The organism is Aromatoleum aromaticum EbN1, assembly GCF_000025965.1.
Taxonomy (GTDB): Bacteria; Pseudomonadota; Gammaproteobacteria; order Burkholderiales; family Rhodocyclaceae; genus Aromatoleum; species Aromatoleum aromaticum.
Genome location: NC_006513.1, coordinates 1205705 through 1218299, shown reverse-complemented (window position 1 = coordinate 1218299; position 12595 = coordinate 1205705). Strand labels below are relative to the sequence as shown.

Sequence of the window (12595 nt, the reverse complement as noted above, 5' to 3'; positions counted from 1 at the left end):
GGCGGATAACGCCGCTGCGCGGCTCATCCGCCCTACGGTTGCCCCATGGTGATCGACGCTCATGCCGGTCTCCACGCTTGCCAATGGGGTTTCGGTGTTTTGCCGCGCAATGCCCGGTAGACCGCTTCCGGCGTGAAAGGCAGCGCGAAGATGCGCACGCCGGTCGCGTTGTAGATCGCGTTCGCGGCAGCTGCGGCGATGCAGATCGACGGCGCTTCGCCGACGCCTTTCGCGCCCTGCGGGCCTTCGCCGTCCATCGACTCGATGAACGAGATGTCCATCTCGGGGATTTCCGGCGCGGTGACGAGCTTGTAGTCGCGGAAGTTCGGATTGCGCGTGACGCCGTTGTCGACGATCAGGTTCTCGGTCAGCGCGTAGCCCTGGCCCATGACGACGCCGCCTTCGATCTGGCCTTCGATGCCGAGGCGGTTCAGCACGCGGCCGACGTCGTGCGCGCCGGTGACTTTCGTCATCTTCACGATGCCGGTGTCGGTGTCGACCTCGACTTCGACGACCTGCGTCGCCCACGCGTACGCCGCCGACACGTCGCCCTTGAAGCCCTTGTCCTGATGCACGCTGGGCGGCTCGTAGTAGAACGTCGTCATGACGAGCTCGGCCTTGTCGGAGAAGTGCAGGTTGCGCATCAGCCGCGCAAGCTCGACGACCGGCTCGCCGGTATCGGCGTGGATGACAAAGCCGCCGCGCAGGTCGAGCGAGGTCTCGTCACAGCCGTGCTTCTTCGCCGCCGCCGCGAGGATCTTCGCTTTCGCCTTCTTCGCCGCGCCGATCGCCGAATTGCCGGCGATGAAAGTCGTGCGGCTCGCATGCACGCCGACGTCCCACGGCGTGATCGCGGTGTCGTTGTTGACGACCGTGACCGCCGAGATCGGCAGGCCGAGCTCCTCGCAGACGAGCTGCGACAGCACCGTCTCCGAGCCTTGGCCGATCTCGGACGCGCCGGTGATCAGCGTGACGTTCGCGAAGTCGTCGAGCTTCAGGATCGTGCCGCAGCCGTCCGACGGATAAATCTTCGCGCCGCCGCCGACGTGCAGCATCGACGCGATGCCGATGCCGCGCTTGATCGGGCCGGCGTCGCCGCGATGCGCGATGTTGTCGCGGTGCTTCGCCTGGTAGTCGCTGCGTTCGGCCGCGGTCGTCAGGCATTCCTTGAAGCCGCAGCTCTTGAACACCATGCCCTGGCCGGTGACTTCGCCGGCGTCCTGCGCGTTCTTCAGGCGGAACTCGAGCGGATCCATCTGGATCGCTTCGGCGAGCATGTCCATGTGCTGCTCGATCGCGAACGTCGCCTGCAGGTTGCCGTAGCCGCGGAACGACCCGGCGTACGGGTTGTTCGTGTACACCGCGGTGGTGTGGTAGTCGCATGCCGGCACGCGATACAGCGACGAGAACGTCTGCATCATGACGAACGGCGTCGTCGCGCCCCACGACGTGTAGGCGCCGTTGTCGTGCAGCGTGTGCACCTGGCGGAACGTCAGCGTGCCATCCTTCTTGCAGCCCGAGCGCAGCGTCAGCAGCACCGGCTGGCGCGTCGGCGACGCGAGGAACTCCTCTTCGCGCGAGAACACCATCTTCACCGGCCGCTGCGCGGCGCGCGCGAGGAAGATGCAGATGACTTCGAACGGGTAGATGTCGAGCTTCGAGCCGAAGCCGCCACCGATCGGCGGCTGGATGATGCGGATGCGGCTCGGGTCCATGTGCAGGTATTCGGCGAACTCGCGCTTGTGCAGGAACGGCACCTGCGTGTTCGAGTACATCAGGAGATTCCCGGACGCGTCGAACTCGGCGATGATGCCCGACACGCCCATGCAGCAATGCGTCACGTAATGCAGCTTGAACGTGTCCTCGAACACCACGTCGGACTCGGCTTCGGCCTGCGCGATGTCGCCGTGCGTGTAGTCGAACTGCATCGCGATGTTGTCGGGCTTGCCGGCGAATGCGATCGGCGCGTTCGGCTTCAGATGAAGATGCTTGCCGTCGGGGCCGTGCGGTTCCGGATGGATCAGCGGCGCGCCGGGCTTCAGCGCGTCCTGCGGGTCGCTGATGATCGGCAGATCCTCGTATTCGACGCGGATCAGTTTCAGCGCGGCTTCGGCGATCTCCTCGGAGTCGGCGGCGACCGCGGCGATCTCGTCGCGCAGGCTGCGCACGCGCTCGCCTTTGAGCGGCAGGTGGTCGCGCGCGACGCCGATCGGCTGCTGGTCCGGCACGTCCGCTGCGGTCAGCACGACATGCACGCCGGGCAGCGCTTTCGCCGCGGACGTGTCGATCGAGACGATGCGCGCATGCACGCGCGCCGAGCGCAGGATCTTCGCGTGCAGCTGGCCCGGCAGCACCATGTCCTGGATGTAGCGCGTCTTGCCGGCCGCCTTCTCGGGCGCGTCCTTTTTCTGGATGCGCTTGCCGATCAGCGTGTCGGCCTCGATGAAATGGGTCTTCTCTGCAACATTCATCGCGTCGCTCCTCATTTTCCGCCGCAGCACGCGGATTCGATCGCGTCGACGATCTTCTTGTAGCCGGTGCAGCGGCACAGGTTGCCTTCGATGCCGCGCTTGATCGTCTCGGCGTCCGCGTCGGGATGCGTCGCGAGGATGTGGGCGGCCTGCACGACCATGCCCGGCGTGCAGAAGCCGCACTGCACCGCGCCGTGCTCGACGAACGCTTCGCGCAGCGCGTCGGCGCGCGGGTCGGCGGCAAGACCTTCGATCGTGACGAGGCTGCGGCCGTCGCAGTCCACCGCGAACATCAGGCACGAGTTCATCGACAGGCCGTCGACCTGGATCGTGCACGCGCCGCATTCGCCTTCGCCGCAGCCGTATTTCGTGCCGGTGAGCCCGACGACGTCGCGCAGCATGTCGAGCGCGGTCATGCCGACGTCGACGGTGACGCGCTTCTTCACGCCGTTCAGGGTAAAGCCGATGTCATGCTTGAGCGACATGGTCGAGCATCCTTTTCGTCATGTTGTGGATCAGTTCCTTGCGGTACCACGCGGTCGCGCGCACGTCGTCGATCGGGTTGACCTCGTCGCGCGCGGCGCTCGCGACCGCTTCGATCGTCGCCTCGTCGAGGCGCCGGCCTTCGAGCGCCTCTTCGGTGCGCGCCGCGCGGATCGGCGTCGGCGCGACGGCGCCGAACGCGACGCGCGCCTGCGAGATCACGCCGTTGTCGATCACGCCGGCGATGCCGATCGAGATCGCCGAGATGTCGAGCGCGGGGCGCGTGCCGAACTTGAAGAAGCGCGCGACGTGGCCCGGCTTCGGCAGCGGGATGCGCACCGCGGTCAGCAGTTCGTTGGCCGCACGCTTCGTCTTCCCGGGGCCGGTGAAAAATTCGGCGAGCGGCATGCGGCGCGTCGTCACCGAACCATTCGGCTTCGATGCGAGCTCGACCTCCGCGTCGAGCACGATCAGCGGCACCAGCGTGTCGCCGGCGGGCGAGGCGTTGCCGATGTTGCCGCCGAGCGTGCCCGCGTTGCGGATCTGGTCGCTCGCGAAGTGGTCACAGGCCTCGGCGAGCACCGGCAGGTATTCCTTGACGAGCGGGTCGTTGAGGATCTCGGTGATCGTCGTGAGCGCGCCGATGCGGATCGCGTCATTGTCGAGCGCGATGCCTTTCAGTTCCGGGATGCGGCGGATGTTCATCAGCGTGCGTTTGATCGCGAGCCGTCCCGCCTTGCTCTGCGGCATCACGTCGGTGCCGCCGGCGAGGATCGTGACTTCGCCCTGCTGCAGGATGCCGACCGCCTCGTCGAGAGTGGCCGGCGCGAGATATTGTTCGATTGGGGTCATTCGCAATTCCTCAGAAGCGGATCGGTTCCTGGTAGCGGCCATAGACCTTCACCAGTTCCTTCGTGATTTCGCCGACGCTGGCGTAGGCCTTGACCGCCTCGACGATCGCCGGCATGACGTTGGCCCCGGCCCGGGCGGCCTCGCTGACGGCTGCGAGCGTGCGCGCGACGTGCTCGCTGTCGCGCTCGGCGCGCACCTTGTTCAGCCCGTCCACCTGCACGCGCGCGTCGTCCTCGTTGTACGGGTGGAACTCGACCGGGTGGTCTTCCTCGTTGTCGTTGCGGTAGCGGTTGACGCCGACTTTCGGGAACTTGCCCGACTCGATGTCGCGCTGCATCTGGTACGCCTGCGCCGAGACTTTCGCCTGGATGATCCCTTCGGACACGAGCTTGACGATGCCGCCCTGGGCGTCGGTCTCGGCGATGATCTCTTCCATCTTGTCGCGCATGCGGTTCGTCATCGTCTCGACGTAGTACGAGCCGCCGAGCGGGTCGACGGTCTCGGTCATCCCCATCTCCTCGATGAGGATCTGCATCGTGCGCAGCGAGATGCGCGCCGAATACTCGGTCGGGATCGTGTAGGCCTCGTCGTACGAGCACAGCGCCATCGTCTGCGTGCCGGACAATGCACTGATCAGCGCGTAGTACGCGCCGCGCACGATATTCAGCTCCGGCTGCTCGAAGGTCAGCCCGCCGCCGCCGCCGGCCGCGATCATGCGCAGCCACATCGAGCCGGGTTTTTCGGCGTGGTACTCCTCCTTCATGATCTTCGCCCACAGGCTGCGGCCGGCGCGGAACTTGCACACCTGCTCGAACAGGTTGCCGAAGATGTTGAAGTTGTACGACAGCCGCCCGGCGAACTCGTCGACCGCCAGGCCGCGCGCGATGACTTCGTCAGCGTAGGCCTTCGCGATGCAGAACGCGTAGGCCATCTCCTGCGCCGGGGTCGCCCCGGATTCGCGGATGTGGTAGCCGCACACCGACACCGGGCTGTATTTCGGCGCGTGCTCGGCGCAGTACTCGATCGTGTCGCCGACGAGCTTGATCGACGGCTCGACCGGGAAGATCCACGTACCGCGGCCGATGAACTCCTTGAGGATGTCGTTCTGCGCGGTGCCGCGCAGCTTCTTCACGTCGTAGCCGCGTTTCTCGGCCATCGCGAGGTACATCGCGATCGCGATCGCCGCTGCGCCGTTGATCGTCATCGAGACGGTGATCTTATCGAGGTCGATGCCGTCGAACGCGATCTCGAAGTCGCGCAGCGTGTCGATCGACATGCCGACGCGGCCGATCTCGCCGGCGGCGAGCGGGTCGTCCGAGTCGAGGCCGATCTGCGTCGGCAGGTCGAACGCGACGTTCAGGCCGGTCTGGCCGTTCGCGATCAGGTACTTGAAGCGCTGGTTCGTGTCATGCGGATTGCCGAAGCCGGCGTACTGGCGCATCGTCCAGGGCTGCTTGCGGTACATCTCGTGGTGGATGCCGCGCGTGAAAGGGTATTCGCCCGGCTCGCCGAGCATCGTCGTGCCGCCGCTCTCCTCGACGTCCGCCGCGGTGTAGAGCGGCTTGACTTCGAGCCCGGATTCGTTCGTGACGATTTTCAGCGTCGATTGCGCGCGGTCGTTCATGCGACGTGCTCCCGGACGTTCTCACGGATATAAGCGACGATCGCGTCGAGCTTCGAGCCGGTCGGGAAAATGCCCCTGAAGCCGAGCTCGCGCAACGCGTCGTGGTCCTGCGCCGGCAGGTTGCCGCCGATCAGCCACAGCTTGTCGTGCAGGCCGTTCTCTTCGAGCAGCGGTTTCAACTTGCGGCAGAACGGCAGGTGCGACCCCGCCATGCTGGAGAGCGCGATGACGTCCACGTCCTCCTCGAGCGCGATTCGCCCGACCTGTTCGGGCGTCTGGCGCAGGCCCGTGTAGATGACTTCGAAGCCCGCGTCCATCATCGCGCGGGCGACGATCTTCGCGCCCTGGTCGTGGCCGTCGAGGCCGGGCTTCGCGAGCAGGACCTTGATCCTGCGTTGCTGTCCTGTGTCGTTCATGAGCTCACTTCCTTCGCAATGACGAGTTTCAGGATTTCACTGGTGCCGCCGCCGATCAGCGTGAAGCGCACGTCGCGCAGATACCGCTGCACCGGGTATTCCATCGCGTAGCCGTACGACGCCAGCACGCGCGCCGCGTCGTCGCAGATGCCCGCCGCCGTTTCGGTCGCGAACAGCTTCGCCATCGCGGCTTCCTTGTGATGCGGGCGCTTCATGTCGCACAGCCACGCGGCGCGGTGGACGAGGGTGGTCGCCGCTTCGAGCCCGGTCGCCATGTCGGCGAGCTTGAGCTGGATCGCCTGGAAGCGGTTGATCGGCTTGCCGAACTGTTTCCGCTCGCCGGCGTAGCGCACCGCAGCAAAGAGCGCCGCGCGCGCGACGCCGAGCGCCATCGCGCCGGTGATGATGCGGATCTCGGCGAGCGTCTTCTTCAAATGTCCTTCGCCGTCGCCTTCCTCTTTCGACAGGCGGTGGCTGTCCGGCACGAAGCAGCCGTCGAACGCGACTTCGGACGTCGGCAGCGCCCACACGCCCATCTTGTGGATTTCGCGCCCGACGGTGATGCCCGGGACGTCCTTCTCGACGAGGAAGATCGTCAGCTTTTTCTCATCGCCGGCGCGTGCGAACACGGTGAAGAAGTCCGCGACCGGGGCGGAGGTGATCCACGTCTTCTGGCCGTTGATGACATAACCGCCGTCGACCCGGGTCGCCGTCGTCGCAATCGATTCGAGGTCGGAGCCTGCATTCGGCTCGGTCATGCAGATTGCGCCTATCCTGTCGCCGCGAAGCGCCGGCTTGAAGAGGCGCTCGACGATGTCGGCGTTGCCGAGGAGTTGCAGGAACTTCGTCCCCATCAGCGACTGCATCGCGACCGCGCCGGCGAGCGACATCGAGCCGCGCGCGACTTCGCTCAGCGCGAGGCAGAACTCGCTCAGCGCGAGCCCCGAGCCGCCGACCGACTCGGGATAGCGCATGCCGAAGAAGCCGAGCTCGGCGAGCTCGCGGAACAGCGCCCGCGGGAACGCGCGCGCCTCGTCGAGCGCGGCCGCCTGCGGCGCGATGCGCTCGTCGCTGAAGCGCGCGAACGTGTCCTGGATCGCGCGCTGTTCGTCGGTGAGATCGAAGTCCATCAGGCGACCTCTTGCGCTTCGTAGCCGTATTTCTCGCGCGCGGCCTGCTCCGAGATCACGCCGTTGCGGATCTCCTCGGCGAGCAGCTTGCGGCTGCGCCGCTGCGGGTCGCCATAGCCGCCGCCGCCGCTCGCGACCTGGTGGTAGACGGTGCCGCGCGGCACGCCGGTGATGAGATCCTTGTTCTTCGGCACGACGGTCGTGCCGTCCGGGTAGTGCAGGCGGATGAAGTTCAGCCCGCCGCTGCCGCCGCCGAAGAGACCGAACGCGGGTTCGAAGTCGCCGTCGCCGAACGTCACGAGCTGCGTGTCGTCGGAGCCGATCTCGAAGATCGTCTCGACGCCGAGCCCGCCGCGCCATTCGCCAGCGCCGGCCGAGTCCGTCAGCAGTTCGTGGCGGATCAGCCGGTGCGGCGTCTGCTGCTCGAACATCTCGTAGTCCTGGTCGAGCACGCCGCCGGACGCGTCGATCATGCCGATGTGGTCGTAGCCGTCGGTGCCAAGCATCGCGCCCGAGCCGCCCTTGAGCCCCATGAAGCCGATGTCGACGTATTTCTCGTTGGTCTTCGGATCGATGCCGGTCGTGAGGCTCGCGAGCAGGTTGTTCCAGCCGGCGGTCACGCGCTCGGGCATCACCGGCGCCAGCGCACGCTGGATCGCATCGGCGTTAGGCGGGCACAGGTGGTTGCCGAACGTCGTCGCTTTCGGGTACGCGGCGTTCAGGATCGTGCCTTCCGGGATCACGATCTCGATCGGTTGCACCATGCCTTCGTTGTGCGGGATGTCCGGGTTCACCATCTGCAGCAAGGTGAGGATCGTCGCCGACGCGCTCGACGTGAACGTGCCATTGACGAAGCCATTGGTCTGCGGGTCGGTGCGCGAATAGTCGAAGCGGATCGACTTGTCCTTGACCTCGATGTCGACGCGGATCGTGAATTCGGAGCCGACGTGGCGGCCGTCGTAGAACACCTTGCCTTCGCCCGAGTAGCTGCCGTTCGGGATCTTCGCGATCTCGGCTTCCATCATCTTGCGCGTCGCGTCGAACAGCGCCTCTTTGTGCGCCTCGTAGCTCGGCACGCCGTACTTGGCGAGCAACTCGAGCAGCCGCCGCTCGCCGACCGTGCAGGCGCCCATCTCGGCTTTCATGTCGTGCTGCACGATGTCGAGCCGCACGTTGGCGAAAATCAGGTTCCACACGTCCTTGCGCAGCTTGCCTTTCTCGACGACTTTCACCGGCGGTATGCGCAGCGCTTCCTGCCACACTTCGACCGCGTTCGGGTTGTAGCCGCCGGCGACGTTGCCGCCGATGTCGGCCTGGTGGCCTTTGACCGCAGTCCAGGCGACGAGCCGGCCTTCGAAGAACACCGGCTTGAACACCGCGACGTCGTTGTTCTGGTTGCCGAGGCTGAACACGTCGTTGTGGAAGATCACGTCGCCGGGGTAGATCTCGTCGCCGAAATATTCCTTGATGTACTTGCACACCGGCGCGAGCGAGAACGCGAGGATCGGCAGGTTCTCGGTCTGCTCGAGCATGTTGCCGTCGCCGTCGTACAGCCCGGTGACGTAGTCCTTCGCTTCGCACAGGATCGGCGAGCGCGTCGTCTGCTCCATCGAGATGCTCATCTCGTCGGTGATCGAGCGGAACGTCCGCGCATAGACCGAGAGCAGGATGGGATCGATAGTTGCGGCGCTCATGCCAGGGCCTCCTTCTTGTCCTTGATGCACGATTTCACGAGGTCCTCGCGGCCTTTCCTGAACAGAGAACGTAGGGCGGAAAAGCCGCAGGCGCCTTCCGCCGAATCGCATCCGGCGGATAACGCCGCTACGCGGCTCATCCGCCCTACGGCTGGGGTCGCGGAACAGCCGCTCGAGCAAGTGCCGAAAGCCGTTGGGCTCATGCCAGAGCCTCCTTTTCCTGAATGCAAGACTTCACGAGGTCCTCGCGCCCCTTGCTGAACAGCGCGAACGAGCCGAGCGCGTCCACCACGCAGTCGTACGCCGCGCTGACGAAGATCGCAGTGGTTTCCTGCTCGATCATCGCGGGACCGTCGATGCGGTTGCCGTGGCGCATGCGATGGCCGTCATAGACCGGCACGTCGCGGAACGTCTTCGTCTCGGGGATATACACGGCGCGCCGGCCTTTCAGCGCGTGCGCCGCGTCGTCGCCGGCCCACGGTTCCTCGCGCGCGACCGGTTTGTCGGTGACACCGATCGCCTGCACGCGTACGTTGATGACTTCGACCGGCGTCGCCTCCTGCTCGAGCGAGTAGCCGTACAGCCGGTTGTGCTCGGTGTGGAACGCCGCCGCGATCGCTGCCGCGTCGCCCGCCTGGATCAGCCGGTGCGGCACGATGAACGACACCTCGTGGTACTGCTTGACGTAGCGGCAGTCGAGCTTGACGTCGAAGCGGCGGCGCGCGTCCGGGATGCGCTCTTCGGTCAGCTGGCCCGCGCCGTCGAGCGCCATCTCGTCGATGATGGCGCCGAGCTTCGGCCAGTCGAGCGCGTCGAGGCGCGCCACGAAAGTGCGCACGAAATCGTGCTTGAGTTCGCTCATCAGCATGCCGAACGCGCACAGCACGGACGACTCACGCGGCACGATCTGCAGCGGAATCTCGAGTTCGTCGCAGATCAGGCACGAGTGGATCGGGCCGGCGCCGCCGGCCGGGATGAACGGGAACTCGCGCGGGTCGAAGCCGCGCTTGATCGTCACTTCGCGCACGCCCTGCGCCATGTTGTTGCACGCGACGCGATACATGCCGGCTGCAGCTTCCTCGACCGTGAGCCCCATCGGCGTCGCGATGTGCTCCTCGATCGCGGCGCGCGCGGCGGCGACGTCGAGCTTCATTTTTCCGCCTGCGAAGAACTCCGGGTCGAGGTAGCCGAGCACGACGTTCGCGTCGGTCGTCGCCGGCAGCTTTCCGCCTTTGCCGTAGCAGGCCGGTCCCGGATCGGCGCCGGCGCTCTGCGGGCCCATGCGCAACAGGCCGCCTTCGTCGAGCCAGCCGATCGAGCCGCCGCCCGCGCCGATGGTGTGGATGTCGAGCATCGGCAGCGCGATCTTGTGGCGCGCGATCTCGCCGTCGTTCTTGATCATCGGCGTGCCGACCGCGACCGACGCTTCGAAGCTCGTGCCGCCCATGTCGGTGATGATGCAGCGGTCCTGGCCGTGCGTGCGGACGTAGAAAAGGCCGGCCCCGGGTCCGCCGGCCGGGCCCGACAGCAGCGTCAGCGCCGCTTTTTCGCGCGCGAGCTGCGGCGAGATCACGCCGCCGTTGGACTGCATGATCAGCAGCAGGCCGTCGAAGCCGATGCCTTTCAAGCGGCCGACGAGCTGGTCGAGGTAGTGGTTGAGCTTCGGGCCGACGTAGGAATTGAGCGCGGTCGTGCTGACGCGCTCGTAGAAGCGGATCGACGGCAGCAAGTCGGTCGATACCGACAGATACGCGTCGGGCAGTTCGCGGCGCACGAGCTCGGCTGCGGCCTGTTCGTGCGCCGGGTTCGCGAACGAATTCATGAAGCAGATCGACACCGCCTCGACGCCTTCGCGGCGGAACAGTTCGATCGCCTGCGCGACTGCATCGAGGTCGAGGGCCGTGGTCTGTTGGCCGTCGCGGTCGAGCCGTCCCGGAATGCCGGCGCGCAGATAACGCGGCACGAGCGGCTTCACGTTCGTATGGCGGTTGTTGTATTGCTCCTCGCGCACGCCGCGGCGCATCTCGAGCGCGTCGCGCACGCCTTCGGTCGTCAGCAGACCGCATTTCGCGCCGGAGCCGGTCAGCGTCGCGTTCGTCGTCACCGTCGTGCCGTGGACGATCGTGTCGATCAGCGGTGCGAAAGCTTCGAGCGACAGCGGCGGGTCCATGCTTGCGGCGATGTCGGCGAGACCGTTCACGACCGCGATCGACGGGTCGGCCGGCGTCGACAGCGACTTGAATATCGCCGGCTCGGCGCCGTCGCGCGTGACGACGAAATCGGTGAAGGTGCCGCCGACGTCGATTCCGATCTTCAATGTCATCAGGTCTGCTCCATGAACGTTTTCCGTGCGACCAGCTGGCGCACGTCATCCTTCCTGACCTTGCCGAGCGCGGTGCGCGGCAGTTCGTCGAGGAACACCACCTCTTTCGGCAGCTTGTAGCGGGCGATGCGGCCTTCCAGCAGCTGCAGCACGTGCCCCGCGTCGAGCGTGCGGCCTTCGAGCGGCACGACGACGGCGACGACGACTTCGCCCCAGCGCTCGTCGAGCCGGCCGACGACCGCCACTTCGGCGATGTCGGGCGACTCGCCGAGCAGGTTCTCGATCTCGGCGGGATAGATGTTCTCGCCGCCGGAGATGATCATTTCCTTCTTGCGCCCGTCGACCCACAGATAGCCTTCGCCGTCCTGGTGGCCCATGTCGCCGGTACGGAACCACCCGTCCTTGAGCACCGCGGCGCTCGCCTGCAGGTCGTTCCAGTAAGCGTTCATGACGTTCGGGCCGCGCACGAGGATTTCGCCGGTCGCGCCCGGCTTCACGTCGTGACCGTCATCGCCGACGATGCGCAGGCTGCAGTGCGGCGCCGCGCGACCGGCCGAACCGGCCTTGCGTTGCGCGTCTGCGGGCTTGACGTACGCCGCGATCGGGCAAGTCTCGGTCGAGCCGTAGATCTGCACGAGCGGCACGCCGCGCCGGTGCACTTCGCGGATCAGCCGCTCGGGGACGATCGTCGAGCCGGTCGTGATCATGCGCAGGCTCGACAGGTCGGCGCTCTGCCAGCGCGGCCGGGCGATCATCATCTCGAGTTGCGCCGGCACGAGCACGGTCAGCGTGATGCGTTCCTGTTCGATCGCGTCGAAAGTCGCGTCGGCGTCGAACTTCGGATGCAGCACGACGGTCGCGCCGGCCGAGAGCGCCGGCGTCGTCTGGTTGTTGAGCCCGCCGACGTGGAACAGCGGCAGCGTCGTCAGGATCCGGTCGTCGGCGCTCAGCTCGTGCAGGTCGATACTGTTCACGGCGTTCCACGCCAGCGCGCCTTGCGACAGCAGCGCCCCTTTCGGCTTGCCGGTCGTGCCCGACGTGTAGCAGATCAGTAGCGGCGTCTGCGGCCCGACCTGCGGATCGCGCGGCACTGCGTCACCGCTGCGCTCGAGCAGCGCCTCGTACGAGATCCAGCCTTGCGGCGGTGCGTCGAACGCGACCAGCGTCACGTCCGCCAGCGCGTCGCGGAACGCGTCGATCTGCGCAACGAAGCGCGGCTCGACAAACAGCACCGACGGCGGACAGTCCGCGAGCAGCTGCCGGTGCTCCGGCCCGGCCAGGCGCCAGTTCAACGGCATGAACAGCGCGCCGAGCCGCGCGCAGGCGAACAGCGTCGCGAGCATCTCCGGGCTGTTGTAGCCGAGATACGCGACGCAGCTGCGATGCGCCACGCCGGACGCCTTGAGCGCCGACGCGAGCCGCTCGACCAGCCCGGCCAGCTGCGCGTACGACAGGTCGCGCTCCGGGAACCGGATTGCCGTCTTGCCGGGCTCGAGCCCGGCGTGGCGGTCTATCCATTCGGACAGCTCCATGCCCACTCCTCCTCCAGTTGTCTCGTCACGGGCGCTTTTTGCGCCTCTATAAACACGCTTTCACTCTGGT

At 66.5% G+C, this 12595-nt stretch carries 9 protein-coding genes; all 9 read right to left on the bottom strand.

Annotated elements, in window-relative coordinates; all coding sequences use genetic code 11:
- Nucleotides 1–59 precede the first annotated feature (59 nt).
- A complete protein-coding gene (locus EBN1_RS05800; RefSeq protein ID WP_011236988.1) occupies nt 60–2471 on the bottom strand; it encodes a xanthine dehydrogenase family protein molybdopterin-binding subunit in 2412 nt (803 codons plus the stop codon).
- 11 nt (nt 2472–2482) lie between these two features.
- The gene (locus EBN1_RS05795; protein WP_011236987.1) at nt 2483–2956 is read right to left on the bottom strand and encodes a (2Fe-2S)-binding protein; all 474 of its coding nucleotides are present in this window, start codon (nt 2954–2956) and stop codon (nt 2483–2485) included.
- Nucleotides 2940–3806: an FAD binding domain-containing protein gene (locus EBN1_RS05790; protein ID WP_011236986.1), complete on the bottom strand. Its 867-nt coding sequence runs from the start codon at nt 3804–3806 to the stop codon at nt 2940–2942. Before EBN1_RS05790 ends, EBN1_RS05795 begins: the two co-directional genes overlap by 17 nt.
- 10 nt (nt 3807–3816) lie before the next feature.
- Nucleotides 3817–5430: an acyl-CoA mutase large subunit family protein gene (locus tag EBN1_RS05785; protein ID WP_011236985.1), complete on the bottom strand. Its 1614-nt coding sequence runs from the start codon at nt 5428–5430 to the stop codon at nt 3817–3819.
- Nucleotides 5427–5846: a cobalamin B12-binding domain-containing protein gene (locus tag EBN1_RS05780; RefSeq protein WP_011236984.1), complete on the bottom strand. Its 420-nt coding sequence runs from the start codon at nt 5844–5846 to the stop codon at nt 5427–5429. The genes EBN1_RS05785 and EBN1_RS05780 overlap by 4 nt, the downstream gene beginning before the upstream one ends.
- Complete coding sequence (iaaF, locus tag EBN1_RS05775; RefSeq protein ID WP_011236983.1) at nt 5843–6976, bottom strand: benzylmalonyl-CoA dehydrogenase; 1134 nt, start codon at nt 6974–6976, stop codon at nt 5843–5845. Before iaaF ends, EBN1_RS05780 begins: the two co-directional genes overlap by 4 nt.
- The gene (locus EBN1_RS05770; RefSeq protein WP_011236982.1) at nt 6976–8670 is read right to left on the bottom strand and encodes a hydantoinase B/oxoprolinase family protein; all 1695 of its coding nucleotides are present in this window, start codon (nt 8668–8670) and stop codon (nt 6976–6978) included. Before EBN1_RS05770 ends, iaaF begins: the two co-directional genes overlap by 1 nt.
- A gap of 199 nt (nt 8671–8869) precedes the next feature.
- Complete coding sequence (locus EBN1_RS05765; protein ID WP_011236980.1) at nt 8870–10993, bottom strand: hydantoinase/oxoprolinase family protein; 2124 nt, start codon at nt 10991–10993, stop codon at nt 8870–8872.
- Complete coding sequence (locus tag EBN1_RS05760; protein WP_011236979.1) at nt 10993–12525, bottom strand: acyl-CoA synthetase; 1533 nt, start codon at nt 12523–12525, stop codon at nt 10993–10995. Before EBN1_RS05760 ends, EBN1_RS05765 begins: the two co-directional genes overlap by 1 nt.
- Nucleotides 12526–12595: the final 70 nt, after the last annotated feature.